The organism is Bifidobacterium sp. ESL1118, assembly GCF_058505595.1.
In genome coordinates, this window is sequence record NZ_CP196371.1 from 1256489 (window position 1) to 1279348 (window position 22860).

General features: G+C 55.5%; 16 protein-coding genes, 1 tRNA gene and 1 pseudogene. 3 read left to right on the forward strand and 15 right to left on the reverse strand.

All coding sequences use genetic code 11. The features are described 5' to 3' along the window. Window positions 1-56 precede the first annotated feature (56 nt). From ACSYSS_RS05020 to ACSYSS_RS05060, 9 genes and pseudogenes are all read right to left on the reverse strand, one after another. Window positions 57-136 (reverse strand) — tRNA-Leu (locus ACSYSS_RS05020). A 279-nt stretch (window positions 137-415) separates the two neighbouring features. Then, complete coding sequence (locus ACSYSS_RS05025) at window positions 416-1525, reverse strand: Ppx/GppA phosphatase family protein (RefSeq protein WP_491702974.1); 1110 nt, start codon at window positions 1523-1525, stop codon at window positions 416-418. A 137-nt stretch (window positions 1526-1662) separates the two neighbouring features. Then, the gene (locus ACSYSS_RS05030; protein ID WP_491704230.1) at window positions 1663-2292 is read right to left on the reverse strand and encodes a DUF501 domain-containing protein; all 630 of its coding nucleotides are present in this window, start codon (window positions 2290-2292) and stop codon (window positions 1663-1665) included. Between the two features lie 65 nt (window positions 2293-2357). Then, window positions 2358-2753, reverse strand: a pseudogene (locus tag ACSYSS_RS05035) (FtsB family cell division protein); the annotation flags it as partial. 344 nt (window positions 2754-3097) lie between these two features. Next, a complete protein-coding gene (gene eno / locus ACSYSS_RS05040) occupies window positions 3098-4393 on the reverse strand; it encodes a phosphopyruvate hydratase (protein ID WP_491702975.1) in 1296 nt (431 codons plus the stop codon). A 405-nt stretch (window positions 4394-4798) separates the two neighbouring features. Beyond that, window positions 4799-8317 (reverse strand): transcription-repair coupling factor, encoded by a 3519-nt coding sequence (mfd, locus tag ACSYSS_RS05045; RefSeq protein WP_491702976.1) that lies wholly within the window; start codon window positions 8315-8317, stop codon window positions 4799-4801. Then, entirely contained in the window at window positions 8307-8906 is a 600-nt protein-coding gene (gene pth / locus ACSYSS_RS05050) for an aminoacyl-tRNA hydrolase (protein ID WP_491702977.1), read from the reverse strand. Before pth ends, mfd begins: the two co-directional genes overlap by 11 nt. 194 nt (window positions 8907-9100) lie before the next feature. Further along, a complete protein-coding gene (locus ACSYSS_RS05055) occupies window positions 9101-9628 on the reverse strand; it encodes a GNAT family N-acetyltransferase (RefSeq protein WP_491702978.1) in 528 nt (175 codons plus the stop codon). Window positions 9629-9633: 5 nt separating this feature from the next. After that, window positions 9634-12909 (reverse strand): UPF0182 family membrane protein, encoded by a 3276-nt coding sequence (locus ACSYSS_RS05060; RefSeq protein WP_491702979.1) that lies wholly within the window; start codon window positions 12907-12909, stop codon window positions 9634-9636. Between the two features lie 295 nt (window positions 12910-13204). On the opposite strand from ACSYSS_RS05060, the gene brnQ reads away from it, so the two are divergent. Continuing rightward, window positions 13205-14563, forward strand: coding sequence for a branched-chain amino acid transport system II carrier protein (gene brnQ / locus ACSYSS_RS05065; RefSeq protein WP_491704231.1), 1359 nt, complete (start codon window positions 13205-13207; stop codon window positions 14561-14563). 137 nt (window positions 14564-14700) lie between these two features. Here the strand turns inward: brnQ and gnd are convergent, their stop codons facing one another. Continuing rightward, window positions 14701-15576 (reverse strand): phosphogluconate dehydrogenase (NAD(+)-dependent, decarboxylating), encoded by an 876-nt coding sequence (gnd, locus tag ACSYSS_RS05070; protein WP_491702980.1) that lies wholly within the window; start codon window positions 15574-15576, stop codon window positions 14701-14703. Window positions 15577-15737: 161 nt separating this feature from the next. On the opposite strand from gnd, the gene ACSYSS_RS05075 reads away from it, so the two are divergent. Continuing rightward, window positions 15738-16463 carry a FadR/GntR family transcriptional regulator gene (locus ACSYSS_RS05075; protein ID WP_491702981.1) on the forward strand — a complete coding sequence of 242 codons (726 nt, stop codon included), beginning with the start codon at window positions 15738-15740 and terminating at the stop codon, window positions 16461-16463. 102 nt (window positions 16464-16565) lie between these two features. On the opposite strand, the gene ACSYSS_RS05080 is transcribed toward ACSYSS_RS05075, so the two are convergent. From ACSYSS_RS05080 to ACSYSS_RS05100, 5 genes are all read right to left on the reverse strand, one after another. Next, window positions 16566-17900, reverse strand: a complete 1335-nt coding sequence (locus tag ACSYSS_RS05080) for a gluconate:H+ symporter (RefSeq protein ID WP_491702982.1) — start codon at window positions 17898-17900, stop codon at window positions 16566-16568. Between the two features lie 103 nt (window positions 17901-18003). Then, the gene (locus tag ACSYSS_RS05085; RefSeq protein ID WP_491702983.1) at window positions 18004-18777 is read right to left on the reverse strand and encodes an SDR family oxidoreductase; all 774 of its coding nucleotides are present in this window, start codon (window positions 18775-18777) and stop codon (window positions 18004-18006) included. Further along, window positions 18777-19301 (reverse strand): gluconokinase, encoded by a 525-nt coding sequence (locus ACSYSS_RS05090; RefSeq protein ID WP_491702984.1) that lies wholly within the window; start codon window positions 19299-19301, stop codon window positions 18777-18779. The genes ACSYSS_RS05085 and ACSYSS_RS05090 overlap by 1 nt, the downstream gene beginning before the upstream one ends. 320 nt (window positions 19302-19621) lie before the next feature. Further along, the gene (locus ACSYSS_RS05095; RefSeq protein WP_491702985.1) at window positions 19622-20944 is read right to left on the reverse strand and encodes a uracil-xanthine permease family protein; all 1323 of its coding nucleotides are present in this window, start codon (window positions 20942-20944) and stop codon (window positions 19622-19624) included. Between the two features lie 271 nt (window positions 20945-21215). Beyond that, a complete protein-coding gene (locus tag ACSYSS_RS05100; RefSeq protein ID WP_491702986.1) occupies window positions 21216-21968 on the reverse strand; it encodes a sulfite exporter TauE/SafE family protein in 753 nt (250 codons plus the stop codon). 219 nt (window positions 21969-22187) lie between these two features. Between ACSYSS_RS05100 and ACSYSS_RS05105 the strand changes: the two genes are divergently transcribed. Then, on the forward strand, window positions 22188-22814 hold the full coding sequence (locus ACSYSS_RS05105; protein WP_491702987.1) for a FadR/GntR family transcriptional regulator: 627 nt from the start codon (window positions 22188-22190) through the stop codon (window positions 22812-22814). The last annotated feature ends 46 nt before the right edge of the window (window positions 22815-22860 follow it).

Consider the following 22860-nt stretch of genomic DNA (forward strand, 5'->3'; position numbering starts at 1 on the left):
TATTTTAGTCGCAACGATGACCTACTAATTTGCGATGAGAAGAATGAGAAGAAAAGTACCCCCGGTCGGGATCGAACCGACACGCCAAAGGCGGCTGATTTTAAGTCAGCTGCGTCTACCATTCCGCCACGGGGGCATTTGTTTGGCGAACCAAACGGTTTAATTATGCCACGAGCGACGTACTGTTCAAGACGTTTAAGCGTGTGGACGTCATAATACGTTACATGGTTCCCCTTCTTGTTTCGAACACCTACCGAATGTGACACCGGTTCCTGAGAACCTACCAAATGTTACGGAAACGAACGGAAAACGTCATTAAGCTTAGGAAACCTAAGAAAAATGTCACAATACGTAGGAAACCGGCAATTGGTCGTCAAAAGAAGCAGAAAACGACGTATTTCACATCGACCGATGACTAGTCGACCGCAAGAAGCCTCTTGCCATAGTCCAAAACGATACCGTCAAGCAGGCCATGGTCACTGGAAATAAAGGAATCAATGCGTTCTCCGTGATCTTGCTTGACCCGTTCAGCTACCAGGGTAAGCAGCCGCGTCCAGATGAGCGCACCACCTCCGACCACATCGATGCGGCCAGGATGGATGGTGCCGTATGTGCTCCGCTCAGCTCTGGTCATTCGTAGGAATCTGTCGTTTACCGCGAAAATATCAGGGAAGGAAACCCTGACACCGTCCACCGCCCTATGATCATACTTCGTCAATCCCAGCACCAACGCGGTCATGGTAGTCACACTGCCGGAGACACCGATGATCGTGTTGGCACGACCCACTGGCACATGTTCAAAGGCCTCTTCAAGGTGCCTGTCAATGTCGGCGGTGGCCTCATCTATTTGCGCCTGCGTAGGCGGATCGGAAACCAAATGTCGCTCGGTCATCCGCACCGAGCCGATGTTCATGGAGAACGCCGAGGTAACGCTGGTGGCAGGAGATGCAGCACTCCCATCGCCGCCGAGCACCAATTCCGTGGATCCACCGCCGAGGTCAACCACCAGATAGGGCGCCTTAAGCCCAGTTCTCGGCACCATGCCGGTGGCTCCAAGGAAACTGAGCGATGCCTCTTCCGTACCCGGAATAACTTCGGGGCGCACCCCGAGAATACGCTCGATGACTGTCTCGAATTCTTCTCGGTTCGAAGCATCGCGAGTTGCCGAAGTCGCCACGAATCGCAGACCATCGACCGGATGAGCTGCCAAAACTTCAGCGAATTCACGGGCGGCGCCATAGGCACGTTCCAATGCCTCCGGTGCGAAACGATGATTCTCATCGACGCCTTGTCCAAGCCTGATCACGCGTAACATACGTGGCACAATGTCTTCACTATGGCCATCCGCAAATACGCGTGAGACCTTGAGCCGTATGGAATTCGTGCCACAGTCAATGCCCGCCACCGTTACCGAACGGTCATCTTTACCACTTACAGCACCGCCGCTTGTCCCACCATTGCTACCGACTCCTCCAACATTCCCAGCCACCGCAGCGGTACGCATGATTCCTGAATCCTTACTCATTGTTCGACTTCCTCCCCTTCGTCGCAGTCCACTCTCGTCCGTCTCGTTTTTACTGTTATCAACTGTTCCAATTTTCCATTATCCACGCCTGGCGTGCCAATTCGACTTACCCAACCACACGGCGCACCGGATACAGACTACCGCCCGAGTTCCGCATCGCCGCCATCTGCCGTCTGGTACGTTTCGTCCGACTCGCCCGAATCGAGGCTCACTGAACAACGGCACACATCCGGGCTGAACTCATCCTTGATGCGTTCCAACGTCATATCCCCGATGGGATTGATGCCTTGCCCCATCACCAATGTCTGCGCCACAAGCGCATGCAGACATTTGACGCGCGTCGGCATGCCTCCTGCACTGATACCTGCAATGTGCTCCTCACTGTCGCCAAGCCGGACCGCAAGCTCACTGCGAAACGCAAGATAGCAGCGGTGGGCACGTTCATACTTGGCACGCAAGTCGGCATCGCTGGCAAGCATATCGTTGAATTCGCTCATCACGCCGGCAGCCTCAACATGCGAAACCGCCTTGACCGCTTCTGGGCTGGTCAAGTAACAAGTGGTGGGAAACGGTGTGCCGTCAGGCAATACGGGCCGTGTGATCACTGCCAGTGGCCTGCCGCATACGGTGCACCGCGCGCCCACAGCCACCATACCGCGTGGGTAGCGCCCTAATTGTTTGCCTACCAAAGTTATTTCATCTTCGGTGGCGGGGTGCTCCAATATACGGTCCACCAAAGCAGTGGCCAAAGCATGTTCATCGGGCATGGGAATAGCAGCGCGGTGCAAATGATCAAGTGAAGTCAATGAAAATCCTACGGTTGCGTTTTGGATGATTTCTGAAGCGGGGCATCGGTTTTTTTAAGCGAATACGCCAGCTCACTGTACCAGGGAAGTTTTATCTGATTGCCTTTGTGCGCCAAATCCTCATTCTTAGGACTTGCACTGTGGCCCGTGACTGCCTCCGGATGCTCGACTCGAATGGCCTGCTCGCCGGGAAACACGAAGCCAAGGCGATCGCGAGCCTGGGCTGTGACGTATGCCTTGTCATTCCAACGGGCGATGTCGTTCTCCAGATCCTGCTTTTGCACCACCAGCGAAGCCTCCTGGCGCTTCAATGCATTGAGCTGGGAAAGATTGAGCGCATAGGCATGGAACGCCGAAAGCAATTGGATAAGGCCGATGAGAATAATGATGAGCGACGCAATGAACACCAACAGACCAGAACTCCGATGCCCGGCGGCTACGCGAGTCGATGACGAATCGTTGGCACGCTGGGAAAAGCCTGAACGTCCTGAATCCGTACGTTTGTTTTCCGTGGAAGAAGACTGGCCTGACTGAGATTTCTTTGATTTCGCACCCTGCTTGTTCCCTCGCCCTCCAAAGCCGGAAGTAAAGCCACCACCGCTACTTGATACGCGTCTGTTTCTCATTGAAGCCATACTCTAAAAAAGTACCCGTCGCATTCGACTAACGAAAGCGACGGGTATTGCCATGAAGCGGAACGCTCCCAGCTGCGTGAAGTTCTCACCTCTAAGCGCAAGAGCAACCGTTCATTGATGGCGTTGCAAAACTACTTGACGTACTGCTTGCAGGCCTTGAAAGCACTGTAGCCGGCGTACTCGGCGGTGCTTCCAAGCTCTTCCTCGATCTCAAGAAGGCGGTTGTACTTGGCGATGCGCTCACCGCGGGCAGGAGCACCGGTCTTGATCTGGCGGGTGTTCTTGGCAACCGCAAGGTCGGCGATGGTGGTGTCCGGAGTCTCACCAGAGCGGTGAGAGACCATTGAGGTGAAGCCGTTCGCGGTGGCCAGCTCGATGGCGTCGAGGGTCTCGGTGACGGTGCCGATCTGGTTGAGCTTGACGAGCAGGGAGTTCGCGGCCTTCAGGTCGATGCCCTTCTGCAGACGCTTCGGATTGGTGACCAAGAGGTCATCGCCCACGAATTGCAGCTTGTCGCCCATAGCGGCGGTGATCTTCTGCCATGCGTCCCAGTCCTCCTCGGCGAACGGATCTTCGATGGAGACCAGCGGATACTTGGAAACGAGCTCCTTGTAGTAGTCGAGCATGTAGTCGGCCTTGCGGTCCTCACCGTCGAAGTGATAGGTGTCGGTGTCCTTGTTGTAGAACTCGGAGGAAGCCACGTCAAGGCAGATGCCGATCTGACGACCGGGCTCATAACCGGCCTTCTCGATGGCGTCCATGATGTACTTCAAGGAATCCTCATTGGACTTCATCTTGGGAGCGAAACCGCCTTCGTCGCCAAGACCGGTCTCATGACCGTCCTTCTTCAGGACGTCCTTCAGGGTGTGATATACCTCAACGCCGGCGCGCAGGGCATCGCTATAGGTCTCGAAGCCGTAGGGGGAAATCATGTACTCTTGAATATCGGTGGCGAAATCAGCGTGAGCGCCGCCGTTCATGATGTTCATGTTCGGCACAGGCAGGATGTGGCCGTTCGTGCCGCCGATGTAGCGGTAAAGCGGCATGTCACACCAGTCGGCAGCGGCGTAGAGGGCCGCGAGCGAGACGCCGAGGATGGCGTTGGCGCCGAGCTTGCCCTTGTTCGGGGTGCCGTCGAGCTCGATCATGGTCTCATCGATAGCACGCTGGTCGGTGACCTCCATGCCGATAACCTTGGGGGCGATGACATCGTTCACGGCCTTGACCGCGTCGAGCACACCCTTGCCTTGATACACGGACTTGTCGCCGTCGCGACGCTCCCAGGCCTCGGCCTCGCCGGTGGAGGCACCCGAAGGCACCAGGCCTACGCCATGGGCACCATCATCGGTGTCCAGAACGACCTTGACGGTCGGGTTGCCACGAGAATCCAGAATCTGGCTAGCGTATACGCTTGCAATTGCTGACAAAGTTACTCCTTGGTTTGGAAATCTTAACAGTTACCAGTTTAGCATGGCGACGGACGATGAGGCGGGTAAACCGGCGATAATTGTGAGCGCTCACAGTCACCTATCAATACATCTGCACGCACTTATCTTGCCAATAACAGCGCGCCTGAGGCAAGGACGCCGAGCTCTGACCGAAAGCGACAGTTTGAACGCCCAAAACGTCACTTTGCGTCAGACAAAATAAAAGACCTGACCGAAAGTGACGGTTTCGACGCCCAAAACGTCACTTTCGGCCAACTTTCGATGAATCCGCAGACAACCGCTACCGATGGCGACAGCGAACGTCGCAAAAGGTAGCGTGACGACGAGGGCGGAAACAACGAGAGTGGAGAAGACGAAAGCGACACGGGACTCTCCGTACCAGGCTTAGCGAGCCTTGCCGTCCCACGCCAAATCCTTGAGCAACTGCGCCGTCCAATCCAAGATCTGAGTGGTGTCCATAGGCTCCTTGCCAAGGGAACCAGCAAATGGCGTGGGTAGCAGCAGGGTGTGCGTCACCGGGCGATACTGCATGCCGTGATAAATACGATTGAGCCGCATACGGAGCGATTCAGGCGGATCAATCTTTGCGATGCGTATACGTGGGCCCTGGGTCACGATCTCAGTGATGCCCAGCTTGCTCGCCGCCTCACGCAGTCTGGTGACGGCAAACAGCGCATCGAATTGTGCCGGCATGGGTCCGTAGCGATCGGTCAGTTCGTCGGCCAGATCGTCCAAATCAGCCTCAGTGTGCGAAGCGGCAAGCTTGCGATACGCCTCCAGCCGCAGCTTGTCGGAGTCGATGTAGTCCACTGGAATCGACGCCTCAATAGGTAGGTCAATGGTGACGGCCACGCTCTCCTTGCGCTCCGGTTCCTTGACATGCTCAACCGCATCGGAGACCATGCGCACGTAAAGGTCGAAGCCCACCCCCTCGATGTGTCCGCTCTGCTCGCCTCCTAGCAAGTTGCCCGTACCGCGCAGCTCCAGATCCTTCATGGCCACGTCAAAGCCTGAACCTAGCGCCGTGTTCTGGGCGATGGTGGCAAGACGATCATGCGATTGCTGGGTCATGGTCTTGGTGGGGTCATAGAGGAAATAGGCGTAGGCACGCTCCCTGCCTCGCCCGACTCGCCCTCGCAGCTGGTGGAGCTGAGAGAGGCCGAAGTGATCGGCATGGTCGACAATCAGGGTATTCGCGTTGGAGATATCAAGACCGGTCTCGATAATGGTGGTGCACACCAGCACATCGATATCTCGATGCCAAAAGCTCTGGATGACCTCGTCAAGCTGCTTTTCCCGCATCTTGCCGTGGGCTACGCCGATCCTGGCTTCGGGAACCAACTCATGTATTTTGGCAGAGACCTTGTCGATGTCGTTGACACGATTGTGGACGTAGAACACCTGGCCCCCACGCAACAGCTCTCGACGGATGGCGGCAGTAATCTGCTGATCCTCCTGGGCACCCACATATGTGAGCACCGGCAAGCGATCCTCGGGAGGGGTGGAAAGCGTCGACATCTCACGGATGCCGGTCACTGCCATCTCGAGCGTACGAGGGATAGGGGTGGCCGAAAGAGAGAGCACGTCGATATTGGTGCGCAGCGCCTTCAGGGTCTCCTTGTGCTCCACGCCGAACCGCTGTTCCTCATCGATGATGAGCAGCCCCAGATTCTTGAACTTGATTTTGGGGTTCAGCAGCTTATGAGTGCCGATGACCACGTCCACTTTCCCGGATTCGAGCCCGGCCAGCGTCTCATTGTTTTCCTTCGTGGTCTGGAAACGGCTCATGGCCGCCACCGTGACCGGGAAATTGTCGTACCGTTCGGTGAACGTCTCGTAATGCTGCTGCACCAGTAATGTGGTGGGTGCAAGAATGGCCACCTGCTTGCCATCCTGCACGGCCTTGAACGCAGCACGTACCGCTATCTCGGTTTTGCCGAAACCCACGTCGCCGCAGATCAGCCTGTCCATAGGCACCGGCTTTTCCATATCCGCCTTGACATCGGCGATGGCTGTGAGCTGGTCGGCGGTCTCCTGGTATGGGAACGAGTCCTCAAGCTCCTTCTGCCAAGGGGTGTCGGGACTAAACGCAAAGCCCTTGGCCGCCTGACGAGCGGAATACAGCTTGACCAGATCATCGGCTATCTCATGGACGTGCTTGCGAGCGCGCGCCTTGGTGGCGGCCCAATCCGAACCGCCGAGCTTGTTGAGCTTGGGAGCATCGGAGCCGATGTATTTCGACACCAAGTCGAGCTGGTCCGTGGGAATAAAGAGTTTGTCTGCAGGCCCTCCGCGCTTGCTGGGGGCATACTCGATGACCAGATACTCACGTGTGGACTGGTTGGCGCCCTTGCCGGTGGTGCGCTGACGCATCTCGACGAAGCGTCCTATGCCATGCTGCTCATGCACCACGTAGTCGCCGGTCTTAAGCTCCATCAAGTCCAGGGGCTTACGACGTCGGGTGCGAGTCTTGACCCCGGCAACGGCACTGGTCCTGCCCGTGATGTCACGCTCAGTAAGCAGGGCAAGCTTGGCCGACTTATCGACGAAACCATCAACCGCGTCGGAGCGGACTGAAGCGAACCTGGTGATTCCAGTGCCTTCCACAGCACGCTTGAGCCTCGAAAGAGTGGTATCGGAGCCTGCGGTCAAAGTGACATCAAAACCATCAGCAATCAGACCTTCAATACCGGATGCGGCCTTGCTTTCGTCGCCACGGTATTCGTCTGCCGGCACCGCGTCGAGCATCACGTGTCCAGCAACGCTGGTGTCGACCCCGAAACTCGTCAGATTCCATACGTCGTGGTTGGAGTATTCCAGTGAGGCGATGGTCTCATCGAAGTCGAGGAAGCTGGCCTGCTCAAAGCTGATGGGTGCACCTGCACCGTGGCCACTGGCTGCCACGTGCCAGCTGGCTGCGAGGAACTCGTTGGCGGTCTTACCAAGGTCTTCGGCAGAACGCCGTAGTTTTTCCGGGTCGGAGAGCATGACCACTGCATCCTTGGGGAGCATGCCTGAGACTGGATCCATATCATCCACGAGCGCCGGAATGAGCGATTCCATGCCTTCCACCGGCACAGCATCGGCAATGGAGGCAAGCATGTCTTCGGCATTGGGAATCCTGCCGATAAGCGATTTCGCACGTGCCCGAACTCTATCCGTCAACTGCAGCTCACGGCACGGCGTGGCCCAGACGAGTTCGATGGCATCGCCGTAGGTGCGCTGGTCGGAGGCATGGAACTCGTGGATGGTGTCAATCTCATCGCCGAAGAACTCAATGCGCACAGGGTGCGCCAATGTGGGCGGAAACACATCGAGGATGCCGCCACGCACTGCGAACTCGCCGCGGTTGACCACAAGCTCAACATGAGTATAGGCGTTCTCGACCAAGCGCGCCGCCGCATCGTCCAGCGGCACCTCACGGCCGACCTCAAAGACCAATGGTTCCACGTCTGCCAGCCCTGAGACGACCGGCTGAATAAGCGAGCGCACGGGCATGACCAGAATGCGAATCGGTCCGAACATGGCGTTGCCGGACTCGGGATGCTTGAGCCTTCGGAACACCGCCATACGACTGGCTACGGTGTCGGCACGGGGCGAAAGTCGCTCATGTGGCAACGTCTCCCAGGCTTCGAGCTGAGCTACATCCCCCGGCTTCTCCCCATACCATGAACGTATGGATCTCACCGTCTCCTCAGCCTCACGGGATGAGGCCACCACCACGACCACCGGCTTGTTGCCGGCCTCGGCTGCTGCGAGCGCAGGACGCACACCCTCGGGAGCGCCCACGGTAATCGCACTATCGGCGGCACCTTCCGGCGACTCAACCTCACCGGAGACGAGCGAATTGAAGCCTCCGTCCAAATCGAGCACGTCAAGCAGATACCCCAACTCACCTGCCATTGAACCGCTCCTGTGTCTTATTGAGACCATCAAACATAATCGACTCCACCGCGTCTGCACCGTCGGCCAAAAAGTCAGGCAAGACCTTGCGCTGTGCCACGGAGAAAGCACCGAGCACCCAATCCACGGTGTTCTCATGCGCGTGGGGCCCTCGGGCGGAGTGCCCTGTGCCCATGCGCACGCGGGCATATTTATTGGTCCCCAGCGAGCGGTCTATGGAACGAATACCATTGTGACCGCCCGCTGAACCGCCGGCCTTCACCTTGATGCGTCCGAAATCCAAATCCATGTCGTCGTGGATGGCAATGACACGGTCAGGCACAATATCGTAATAAGCGCTGATGGATGCCACCGCATCACCGGAATCGTTCATATAGGTCAATGGCTTGGCCAAAAAAAATTTGACGCTTCTGCCATCCAAACGCATGATGCCCTTGCCGAGGTCCGCCAACCCCTTGTGGTCATGCAACGCCACGTCCCAACGTTGCATCAATACATCAGCCACCATAAAGCCCATATTGTGGCGGGTACCCTCATACTTCCTGCCTGGGTTACCAAGCCCCGCTATCAACCAAAAGTCAGATGCCATCCGCCTTGTCTATCCGTTTCTCTCGTATTCCTCTGCCATGCAGTAATGTCGAATTTGGCAAGCCAAACCCATCAGTGTCATTGCCTATGCTAATTGAGCCGAGCGACGCATACGCCTGCATCGAACAATGCCGACGCATGCTGGCTTTCCCAACCCACCATCTCGCTCATTTCAGCGAAGCCGAAGAGCGCAAATCACAACCGACGATACCAATACGTGAGATCCAGATACGTTGCTCCATTCCAGCTGGCTTTAGGCAACAGACCATACTGCACAAACCCATTACTACGCAAGAGGGTCTTTGAACCTTCGTTATTGTCAAACACCAAAGCCACTGCGATGCGATTGCCTCTCTGAGCGGCTGTGGAAACGAGCCAACGCACCAACGCCGAGCCATAACCACGTCTGCGATAGGGGGAACCGATGTAGTAGCTCAATTCCACAACCCCGTCATAACCCTGACGCACCATGAACCGAGAGAGCGAAGCAAAGCCTGCCACAACACCTTCGAACGTTTCGATGACGACTACCGGGTATCGGTCTCTGGGATGGTGCGAATCCACCCAGGACCTCCGCTCTTGCAAGGTCTGAGGTGTCAAATCGGCGGTCGATCCACGTGAGCGAACCGCCTCGTTGTAAATGTCGGTGACCGCCTGCAGGTCGCAGTCACGGTATGGCCGAATACTGACGGAATCGGCTTCGCCGTGACTTAAGGCAGGCATGAGCGTCACTTCTGGGAGCCGTTCTCGAGCTGAATCGCCTCATTCAGTGCGTCGTTTAGCTCTTGCTGGGCTTTGCCATAGGCGGTCCAATCACCGGATTTCATAGCCTTGTCGGAATCTTTCATTGCCTGGCCCGCACGGCTCAGCGCACCCTTAAGCTGAGGATTCGACGAGCTCGACGATGAGGCATTTGGCTGTGTATCAGTGGAACCCGCCGTGTTCTTGCTGCCATCGCTGCCTTTCTGATCGCTTTCTGAGTCAGAACTCGAAGCCGACCCTGTGTTTTCGGCATCCCCTGCCGACGCACCTGAGTCCCCACCAAACACCTGATCAAGCGCCTCATCAAGAGTGTCGGCGAACCCGACCTGGTCGCCGAATGCCACCAAAACCTTCTTTAACAACGGGAAACTGGTGGTTCCACTGGATTGGATATAGACAGGCTGCACATACACCAACCCACCACCGAGCGGGAGCGTCAGCAGATTGCCACGTTTGAGTTTCGTGGACCCGGATTCCAGGAGGTTCAGCTGGTTGGATACCGTGGCGTTCGCATTGAAGTTGTTCTGCGCCTGGCCAGGGCCGGGAACGTTCGAATCCTTGGGCAACTCCTGCAATCGTATGGTGCCGTAATGCGGTCCCACCCTTCCCTTCGACCCTCCGGCATCGGAGTCCACCGACAGGAAGCCGGTGAGAATCTCACGGGTGGAGGTGCCTGCAGGGATGTACGTGGATGTCAGGGAGAACAGCGGCTTGCTGGAACCACCAGTCTTGAGCGTGAGATAATAGGGCGGCTGGAGCACGTCATCGCTCTGTTCGCTTTTGGACTCCGTGGGATCCACGGGAGTCTGCCAGAAATCCTCACCGGAGAAGAACTGGCCGGCGCTGGTGACGTGGTATTTGGCCAAGAGCTGGCGTTGCACCTTGAACAATCCCTCCGGGTAACGCATGTGGCCCATAAGGTCTCCCGAGATGTCGGAGATCTGGTGGTATTGGCCCGGGAAAATCTGTTCCCAAGCCTTGATGACGGGGTCGGACTTATCCCACACATACAGGTCCACAGAACCGTCATAGGCATCGACGGTGGCCTTGACCGAGTTGCGAATGTAATTGGCAGGCTGGCTCATGAGCCCCTTGACTGTGTTGGACGCCACCGTGGTAGAGTCCTGCGTGGCCCTGCCCAAATCGGTGGTCTGCGAGTATGGGTAAGCGTTCGACGTGGTGTATCCGTCGACAATCCACTTCACGCGGCCATTGACGACAGCGGGGTACACACGACCATCGAGCGTGAGATACGGAGCCACCTTGGCCACGCGCTCCCTCGGACTGCGGTCGTAGAGGATCTGCGAATCCGACGTGACACGGTCGGAGAAGAAGATCTGGTCACTACCGAAACGCAACGCGTACAGCAGGCGTGTGAATGCGTTGCCGATCTTCGGCCCGCCATTGCCGTCGAACGTATTGGAGGCCCCTGTGGACCCCTTGGGATAGTCGAACTCCCAAGACTTCGTTCCCTTGGGCGAACCCACGATCGAATAGTCTGGCGAATTGGGCGAGAAGTAGATACGCGGCTCATAATGCTGGCTCTGCGTCAGCTTGCCTTGGGTCGGGATGCCGGATTCGAAGAACTGCGGGTAGCCGTCCGAGGTCACCTTGTTGCCATAGGCGGCAACCACACCGTATCCATGGGTGAACACCGTGTGGTCATTGACCCAATTGCGGTTGTCATTGCCGTTGAGGTCGAGCTCACGGGCAGCAATCACCGTGTCCTGGCTCTTGCCGTCAATATCGTACTTATCGACCGCAAGGGTGTCGGCAAATGTGTAATACTGCTTGGACTGCTGCATCTGCTTGAACGTGGGAGAGACGACCTGTGGGTCAAGCAGACGGATCTGGGCCGTGGTCTCGGGATCCGAGGCGAGGGCCCCGGACTCCCCATGCGTCTTGGCGTTGTATTCCTCGGTCTTCACGTTCTTCAGCCCGTACGCCTCACGGGTGGCCTCGATATTGCGGGAGATATAGGCAGACTCCATCTCCTGCTCGTTGGGGCTTACTTTGAACCGCTGAAGCAACATGGGCCACAGTGTGCCAAGCACCAGCGAAATAACCAGGACGGAGGCGATGGCGACCAGTGGCACCCGCCACGCCTTCAACGCCGCCTCGGCACGCACACCCATCGATGCCGGCCCGTCGAGCGAATGCGAACGCATGAGCCATACGCCCAGTAGGATGCCCAGTGCGGCAGTGAGGGCGGCCATGATGAACGTCACGGGAATCGAGGCATGGACGGTGGTGTAGTCCGCACCAGTGAATCTGGAGCCGTCAGCAGTGAGGTTGGAGAAAACGCCCACCACCTGACGCACAGACCACAGCAGCATGTTGAGCACCACCCAGACGGCAAGTTGGCGCCGAGCACGCTTGGTCAAAGAGACGATGCCATGCCCGTTCACCGGCATCGTGATGCGGATGCCACCCATGGCAAAGTGTGCAACAACCGAGAAGATAAGACCGAACAGCAACATGACAGTGAGCCCGGAAAGCACAAGTTGCAGACCAGGCAGAATGAACACATAGAAGCCGTTGTCAATGCCGAACTGTGGGTCCTTGATGCCGAATTTCTGCGCATGGAACATGAGCAGGATCTCCGACCAATTCGAATTGAATTGGGCACCGAAAATGATGCCAACGACCAGAGAGACAACGACGGCCACCTTGCGAGCCGACTTCGAACTGAATGATTTGCCGACTTCAACCACATCACCGTGAATACGAATGGTCGAGCCATCTGGGCTGTCTGGACGAGCGCGGATGGCAAGCCAAGCCGATAAGTAGCTCACTGCCACCAGGAGTATGGCATACGCCACCCAAAGCCCAACCTTGGTCCAAAGCTGGGTCCATACCACGCTTTGGAATCCAAGCTGGCCAAACCACATGAGGTCCGTGACAAAATGATCGAGACCAAACAGCAGCGCCAGCACAATAAGAATGACCACGATGACGCCGAGGACAACCTTCGAAGTGGCAGATGAGCCTGATGAACCACGCTCGCGACGTCTCGTGATTCGGGGATCTCGCGATCCGAGGAATTCGCGGGAACCGAAACGGCCGGAATTGCCCCCGTGGGCGTTCGACTCGTCCCCATCGACCTGAACATTGAGTATCGTAGGGTCGTCGTCTTCACCACGTTCGCCCTTTGGCCCCGATGGCTCATAGGGGAAATTTCCACCGAACATGTCACCGAATAAGTCACCGAATACGTCGCCAAATCCGTCGAAAAAAGCCATATATAAATTGTATCCAAAGGTATCGCCGATATGTGGATTTCAGCTCCACAAATAAGTCCGCAGGCACTGTGGTAGACACTCTATAGAGCACTGTCTTTTATCAATCTATATCAAATCCAAGTACAAATGACGCAAAGCTGCTCACCGCGGTGATACAGTTGCGTCACCCGATGGTGCAAGACCAAAGGCAAATCAGAAAGAGGCAAAGGGGTGGAACTTCATGGAAGCCACGACAGAGCAACGGACTCGAGCTGACATATCGGAACAAACCGAAGAAGTCGATAACCGCAAATCAATCAGCAAACTTAACGGGAAAAACAGAATTGTCATTGCGTTCACGTTTTTCTCCATGTTTTTCGGAGCAGGCAATCTCATATTCTCCCCTCTCATGGGCGCTCAGGCACAACGCGCCGTTGTCCCCGCCACTGTTGGTTTCATTATCTCTGCCGTAGGCCTGCCAATCATCGGCGTATTGGCCGTGGCCTCCGCAGGGGGATTCGAACATCTGGCCTCACGTGTCTCGCCGAAATTCGCGGCAGTTCTCGCTTTCGCCATCATCATGACCATCGGCCCATGTTTCGCCATCCCCCGCACAGCCACCACTTCCTTTGAAATGGCGATTACACCGTTTGTCGGTTCAAACAACCATCTTGCGCAGCTGCTCTATACGTTGGTCTTTTTCGCCCTCGCGTTCGTTCTTTCTCAGCATCCTGAACGCCTCTCAAAATCCTTGGTCCGTATCATAGGACCAACTCTTCTGGTACTCATCGCCGTCATGTTCGTGGCTTGTCTGTTCACTGCCCATCCGAGATTCGGCAAACCGTTCGGAGAATACGCCAACAATCCTCTTATGTACGGACTGGTCAATGGCTACCAGACGATGGATCTGCTGGCCGGGCTGTACTTTGGCATTGTCATCTCTGCGAACGTGCGTCAAATGGGTGTGGATGACGAACGCCAGAACCGCTTGGAAACCGGTCTTGCCGGAGCGTGGACAGGTTTGCTTCTCATTCTCATCTACGCAGCCCTTTCGTTCGTCGGCGCTGTCAGCGGATCAATGAAATCCGCCAACCGACCCACCGACACCGGCGCGGTGGTGATGACCAATCTCACCACCGCAGCCTTCGGCTCCCTAGGGACGGCATTCGTGGGACTAATCTTCATACTCGCCTGCTTCAACGTATGCACCGGACTCATCTCGACCTGTTCGACGTACTTCATCGAGCACTTCCCCACTGTATTGGGACATACGTTGAGTTACCGCGTCTGGAGTGGCATTTTTGCCGTGTTCAGTTTTGTCGTGGCCAACGCAGGGCTAAGTGCCATCATCACCGTTTCATTGCCCGTTCTAAGCGCCCTGTATCCAATCTCGATCGTGCTCGTCGTGCTGAGCCTGTTGGACAAACCGTTCTCAAGCCATTTTCCATACGTATATATCTGGACCGTGACGTTGACGAGCATTTACAGCATCTTCGACTGCATTGTGGCCCTGCTCGCCGTTTTCGGCATCCAACTGAAATCCATAACTGCGATGCTTTCATCGCTTCCACTTTACTCGCTGCAACTCACTTGGATCATTCCTGCAGCCATTGGACTGGCCATCGGCATCATTCACAGTCTACTGAGTTCCAGTGTCAACAACAAAGCAAAGTGAGAGCAACATATTCACAGCGGTGGTGTGGGGTTAATCGAAGGATCAATCCCACACCGTTTTCTCCATTTAAACGGCATCGTCATCAACCGCACCGATGCGTTATGACGCATGCAATTGCCTACGAGACGCTCAATCTCCTACGCCTTGGTGACGTGCCCACCAAACTGGGCGCGCATCATGGTGACCACCCTCATGGCATCATCATCGCCTCCACGCGAAGCCTGGCGAGCAAACAACGCAGAACTGGTGACGGGTGTGGGCACGCCCAACTCCGACGCCGCTTCCACCATCCACTTGGCCTCACCTGACTCATCAGCCACAGGCGGGACCTGTTGTAGGTCGGGATCGTTCTGCATGCCCTTAACGAGCAAATCCAGAAGCCACGAAGCCACCACGCTCCCCGAACGCCACGAAGCCATGACCTTGGCAGTGTCGGTGATGTACTCGCTGTGCTCCATCGTTGCAAAGCCCTCACCGAACGCCTGCATCATGCCGTATTCGATGCCATTGTGCACCATCTTGGCGAAGTGACCGCCACCCACGGGGCCGGCATGGACCAGACCGTCCTCACCTTCTGGCTTCAAGGCCTCAAGCACAGGCAATATGCGTTCGTAATCCTCGTCGGAGCCACCTGCCATCAATGCATAGCCACGCTCGGCACCCCATACGCCTCCCGAAACACCGCAGTCCATGAAATGGATGCCATTGCCCTTGAGCTGCTCCTCATGCCTGGTGTCATCTGTGAACCTTGAATTGCCGCCGTCGACAATCATGTCACCGGAATCCATAAGGCCTGCAAGTTGAGTTATTGTCTCATCCGTGGCCTTGCCCGCAGGCACCATGACCCACACCACGCGCGGAGATTGAAGCCGGCCGACCAATTCCGCAAGATTTGAGACGTCACGCCCAGAATTCGGATCGAGGTCATAGCCAACCATCTGATGCCCCGCAGCACGAATACGTTTGGCCATATTGCCACCCATTCGTCCAAGTCCAACCATTCCTAACTGCATATCTCCTCCTTGAAGATCGACAGTACTGACTTTTCGATATAATCATACCATATTTTTTAATAAGATAATGATTTATTTTAATAAGAGTCTCTATAAAAATAAAACATGCTTTTCTGCCCAAAATTGAGGCTGTATTAGAATTTCCTGATACCCTAGGGCTTATGAACACGTCACCGTCAACAGACTCCGGCAAATCATCAAGCATCGTCTCCATGCAACAGCCCGTTGCGGAGAAACTCGCCATCGACATCATCGAAGACCGCTGGAAGCCGGGAACAAGCACCACGCTCAATATGATCCAACACCGATTCTCCATCTCGCGGACCGTAGCCCGCGAGGTTTCGCACACATTGGAGTCAGCGCATGCGGTCATCGTAAAGAAACGGGTCGGCCTCGTGGCACAACCCCTCAACACGTGGCAGGCGCTTGACAATAAGGTGATCGGCTGGAAGCTGCATTCCAACGCACGCAAGGAACAGCTGGCGTCCTTGACCGAGCTCAGGCTCGCCATCGAGCCCACATCCGCAGCGGACACGGCTCGCAACGCAACGATGGAGACCCGTGCGTTGATGCCCGTTTTGGCAATGGAAATGAGGAAAAACGGTGAATCAGGTAACCTTGAGGAATTCCACAAACTCGACAGTCGTTTCCACACCTTGGTGCTCACCGAAAGTGGCAACGATCTGTTTGCAGCCCTCGCCCCCCAGATCAGCACGGTTCTGGCAGGACGAGTGGAGATGGGCCTGTATCCGGCAAAACCGCGTCCAGAGGCGCTGGACGCACACGAGGAGGTGGCACAGGCCATTTGGAAATCCGATCCAGACAAAGCCAAGGATGCAATGACCAGAATCGTTGACGAAGTACGGACAGCAACCGATCTTTGGTGACAGCTCATGAAACGGTGTACGACACAATACACGAATACGGGTGGATGCAGAACCTCTGCGGCCACCCGTATTGAATTTCATCAATCAAAATCAGGCGAAACGTCAGACGAACAACGAGACACCCAGCACCGAAAGCAGACCCACAACCGATATGACCGAAGTGGCAACGGTCCAGGATTCCAATGTCTCCTTGATCGACAACCCGAAGTATTCCTTGATCATCCAGAAACCGGCATCGTTCAAATGATCGGCGAAGACGGAGCCCGCACCTACGGCCAGCACCATCAGCGCCGGGTTCACACCGGGCATGCTCAGCATGGGTACGACCAACCCTGCGCCTGCCAGCGCGGAGACCGTTGACGAGCCTACGCACACACGTAGAATAGCGGTGATGAGCCAGGCCGCGATGAGCGGTGACATATGCATGCCCGTGAACAGCGCAGAAACGTATTTGGAAACACCGCCGTCTACAAGCACCTGTTTGAAGGCGCCGCCACCACCGAGGATCAGCATCATCATACCGACCTGCTTGATGGCGTTCTCCATGGACGTGCCGACGTCACTCATCTTCCTGGACTGTTTCAGGTCCATGGACCAAATGGCGAAGAGCACGGAAAGCAGCATGGCGATGTCGGCATTGCCGACGAACTGAATTACCACATTGACCGGATTGGTCTTCGACATGAAGAAGTTGCAGATGGTGGCGATGCCGATGAGGATGACCGGCATGAGGGCAGTGACGATGGAGATGCCGAAACCAGGAGTCTCCTCAAGCTTGAACTCCTTGTACTCACCCAGAACCGACGAATCGACATCCTGATGGTACAGATTTGGACGTACCTTGTGCAACAGACGGTTGAACAGAGGTCCGGAAATAATCACCGTCGGAATGGCTGCGATGATTCCGTAAAGCATGACCTGCCCCATATTGGCATTAAACATAGCCGTAATGGCGGTAGGCGCCGGGTGCGGGGGCAGAAAAGCATGCGCTACGTTGAGGGTGACGGCAGCTGAAATACCCAATTCCATCAACGGCATATCCAGTTCCTTGGCAATGGCATAGATAATGGGTAGGAGCACCACAAGGCCAACCTCGAAGAACAATGCGATACCGATGATGAAGGATGCCAGAACCACGGCAATCTGAATGTGCTTGCGGCCGAACTTATTGATCAACGTCATCGCAATACGATAGCCACCGCCGGAGTCCGAGACGAGTTTTCCAAGCATCGAACCGAAACCGAAGATAATGGCTACATCACCCAGCTGGCTACCAATGCCGTTTTGAATCGTCATGGGAATCTTGCCGATAGGAATCTTCAATGCCAAGGCAGCAAGGACCGAGACCACGACCAAGGAAACGAACGTATTGAGTTTACACTTGGCTATAAGGAAAATGAGCACTGCAACAGCGCAGGCCACGACAATTAATGGCATTATTACCTCTATTCTACATTAAATAGTTTTATTTCTTCTTGTGGCCCCGACGATGGCGACCACGGCACATCCACGCCCCTGTGTAAGGCCACGGAACCGCAAACTACCTCAACAGGTACCCTCCATCGACTGGGAGCATGACACCGGTCACATAGTCCGAAGCCGAAGAGCAGAGGAAGACCATGGCCCCCATCAGTTGGTTTGGTTCTCCCCAGCTTCCCGAAGGAATATGATCTCGTATCTCAACGCTACGAACCGGATCTTCCTGGAGGGCCTTGGTCATTGGCGTATTGATGTAGCCTGGTGCCAAGCCATTCACCTGAATGTTGTAAGGAGCCAAAGCATCCGCATACGCCTTGGTCAGACCAACGACAGCATGCTTGCTAGCCGCGTAAGGGTAGATACGCTTGCCTGCACGATAGGACTGCATGGAACCAATGTTGACGATCTTGCCACTCTTTTGCTCCATCATGACCTTGGCCACTTCATGGGAAAGATAATACAGGGCATTGAGGTTGAGCTCGATGACCGTCTTCCAGTCTTCGTCCGGAAAGTCGGCTAAGTCGTGCCTACGCTGGATACCGGCATTGTTGATTAGCACGTCGATGCGTCCGAACTCGGCCATGGCCCGTTGGACGATCGACTTCGCGGCGCCCTCCTCAGTGATGTCCTGCTTGATGAACATCACCTTGCACCCGTTTGATTCGGCAATCTGACGCGTCTCGTCCCACCCGTTCTCTGTGGCGCTGACGACGCATACATCGGCACCGACCTTACTGACAGCCTGAGTGTAGTATTTACCCAGCCCACTTGCACCGCCGGTGATGAGGACAACCTTCCCTGTCAGTTCAAAGCTATGAATCGAAAATTCAGACATCAGGCCACCGCTCCAGTTCTCTTGCAATACTCATTGATGGCCTTGATCACGGATGCCTCTACTTCCTCCGGAGTGCCATCGACAGAGATCTCCACGCCGTTCTCATCGCTTTGCAGTGCCTCAAGATCGGCGAATTGACTGGGCAACAACGAGGGCGGCATATAGTGTCCTTTGCGCTTGCTCAGCCTTGAGCCAATAAGCTCCTGGGAGCCAACGAGATGAACAAACAACACATCGACACCCTTGCACAGCACATCTCGATACACGCGTTTCAGCGCTGAACAAGACACGACCGTGGACTTACCTTCAGCCGCATGATCAACCATCCAAGTGTTGATCGCAGCAAGCCACGGCCAACGATCCTCATCGGTGAGAGGGATGCCATGACTCATTTTCTCAACATTGGCCTTTGAATGGAAGTCGTCGCCTTCAGCCATCTCGAAGCCAAGCTTATCTCGTACAGCTTGGGACACTGTGGTTTTCCCGCAGCCGGCGACGCCCATCACCACTACATGCACACTCATATGAACTCCTTGCAACATTGCATTGCTATATCGACAAGAAAACTATATATAGATAATCACTTATTGTCAAAAAGAACGACGATTCAGACTAATATAATTACTTTGTACAATAAAAGATACTACCTATAATCTTCAACCACATTCCGAATTAGCATCTTTGAATTCATCATATACGACTTTCGCCCTGCACCTACCAAAGCTACGAATATTAATGCAAAAAGCAGCTGACAAGGGGCAAGCCACATCTTCAGATGAGAAAGCAACGCTCCCGCTGAACGACATTTGCCATACAGCGGGAGCGCGAACCGATCGAACCGGAATCAATCAGCGGTTGACGATTCGGAGCCAGAGTCCTGTCCGGCCGTCTCTTCCTCCTTCGGCAATGCACAGGTGGCGCGGCCGATGGCCTTAAGGCCGTGATAGACCACGAGCACCACGACGGTGCCGATGGCGATGCCGTTGAACTTGACCCCGCCGATGGCGAAGCCGAAGTCGGCGATGCCGATGATCATGGTGACGGCGGCGGTCATGTTGTTGAGCGGGTTGCCGAAGTCGACGTGGTTGTCGACCCAGATGCGCACGCCCACCATGCCGATCATGCCGTAGAGCAGCGTGGTGACGCCGCCGAGCACTCCCGCAGGAATGGTGTTGATGACAGCACCGAACTTCGGGCAGAGGCTCAGAATCAGCGCGAAGCCAGCGGCGCACCAATAGGCCGCCGTGGAATAGACTCGGGTGGCGCTCATCACACCGATATTCTCACCGTAGGTAGTAGTGCCCGAGCCGCCGCCAAAACCGGCTATGGTGGTGCCGAGGCCATCGGCAAAGAGAGCGGTTCCGATGTGGTCGTCATAGTTGCGGCCGGTCATCTGGGCCACGGACTTCACATGCCCGACGTTCTCGGCGATGAGCACCATGACCACGGGGATGAACATGGGCAGCACGGACCAGTCGGCCACCGGGGTGTGGAAGTGCGGAACGCCGACCCAAGCCGCCTTGCCCACGGCGGCGAAGTCCACCTGGCCGCGAATGCATGCATAGGCGTAACCGATGAGCACGCCGATCAGGATGTTCAGCCTGCCAAGCAGACCCTTGAACAGCACCGCCACCAGCAGCACCGCCACCAAGGTCACAGCAGCGGTATCTGGCGCCTTCTGGAAGTTGTTCCACACCGAAGGTGCCAGATTGAAGCCGATGATGGCCACGATGGCACCGTTGACCACCGGTGGCATGATGATGTCGATCCACTTGGCTCCGGCGAAATGAACCAGAATGCCGACCAAAGCCAACAGCATGCCTGTGCACATGATGCCGAAGCTGGCTGCCGCCAGCCCCTTGCCGGCGCTGGCCACGGCCATGATCGGGGCTATAAAACCAAATGAGCTACCCAAGTAACTGGGTAGCTCATTTTTATTGATCAACAGGAACAACGCTGTCGACATCGCCGTGAAGAACAACGTGGTCGAAGGGTCGAAATGCGTCAGTATCGGAACCAGGAACGTGGCGCCGAACATGGCGATGACGTGCTGGGCACCGATGCCTGCTGTTCGCCCCCAACTCATGCGCTCGTCGGGGTCCACAACCTCCCCCGGGTTCAACGTCTTGCCGTCGCCGTGCAGTTTCCAGGTGAACATGTTGCTCATCGTCGCTCCTCGTTCCTCACCGTTATATCGTCGTATTACCTTCGTGAACCGGCCTGTGCATACAACCAAGTTCGATTCACGCCGTCCGATAGTCTAATGGAACAGGCGACAATCGGCGTGTCGCGTTTCACAATACGAAAAGAACGGAGCGCCTTCCAAGCATATTCGATGCGCAACAGGCCCTTATGTGCAACTGGGAACAATCTCCTTGACGCTCCGGCACGAAGAGTTGACCTTTACACGCAACCGTAGGGCTCAAGCGCGCCAATCGTTATATCAGGTTCTGCACAAACAGGACCACCGCAAGAACAATGGCAAAAAGACCGACGACCCACTTGATGACTTCCGCCGGAATGACCCTGACGACAATCGGACCGCAATACCCACCGACAAGCAGACCAATGCACATTGGTATCAACACCTTCCAGGCGATGGAAAGCGTGAAGATGAATATGACCGCGGAAACAACGTTGTTGACAAGTGAAGCGAAGTTCCGTATGGCATTGTAGACCGGATAGCCATCATCGACCACTCTGGAGAGCACCGCTATCATGAGCAGACCACTGCCTGCACCGAAATAACCGCAATAGCACCCAACCGCAAGAAGCGCCAGGACGAAACCCGTCAGAACGGCCTTGCTCCGTGTGGCGCTGTCCACGCCAGACCTCCTTGGCATCACCATAAGAACACCGGCGAGGAGAATGGTGAATGGCACGATCGCTTTGAAACTAGCCACTGAACTTCGAATGAGTAATATGTCACCGACAATGCCTCCAGCCACAACGAAAGCAGTAATCGGCAGCGTCTGACGCCAATGCCCCTTGAGCTCGCGCCTAGAGGAGATTACGGCGGAGGTTCCGCTGAAAAGGATGCCGATGGTGGTGGTGGCGTTGGCAATGATTGGACTGACACCTATGGAAAGCAGCACTGGGTACAACGCGAGCGTGGCCATGCCCACGATGCCGTTAAGCGTCCCCGCCACGACGCTCATCAGCAATAGATATGCAAAAACACCTACACTCATCCTCGATGTCTGCTCTTCCCTAGGAGATCCACACCTTTGCAGAGACCAACGAGAAAATCTTTTTGCTTTTCTGCCCTGCTCAACATCGCTGCCTTCATTGTTGTTCGATTCCCTCGCCCATCATCGAATAACCTGTTATCAAATAATTCATCTGCTGAATTTAGAATACAGCAGATGTTTCTAGATTGCAAGTAGAATTATAGTGATAAGGGAGGCGCAGTGAAGACAACGTCAATCGATCTTGTGGGCAAGACCATTCACGATATTCAAGGTTACATCGAGCTCAACGGCCTCAAGGAAGGTGCCAAACTGCCCACCGAGCAGCAATGGCTCAATCTCTTGCACGTGGGCCGATCAACATTGCGCGAAGCCATGAAAGTCCTGACCTATTCAGGAGAAATCAGGGTGCGCCAAGGTTCCGGCAGCTACGTTGCCACAGGTCTCTCCGCCAATCACGATAATGAGAAGCAGCTGTTCGCCCTTGAAAAAATGCTGGAGAGCGAAGCTATTGTGGAAATCGGGAACCGAAGCGTGGCAGACGAGGAATGGGGAGCGCTTGGTACGCTCCTTGCCAAGCGAAACAGGCTGCTTGAGGCGGGGAAAATGTTGGAGTATGTGAACGCCGACATCGCCTTTCATACCCAAATCGTCCGTATGTCGGGCAACGACCATTTGATGCAATGGTTTCAGGAGATCGGCGGAGCTTGGCAGCAGCATCTCAATGTGCTTATTTCCAGCCAAAAGCGATACCGCGGCAATACCGAAAACCACAACAAACTATACGAAACCCTGATGAATGGCGAAACCGCAATGGCACTGGAACTCATCAGGAAAGTCGGGCGTTAAATCCGGACGAGATTGGACTACGAATGGGCCGGATGCCCATCAATGG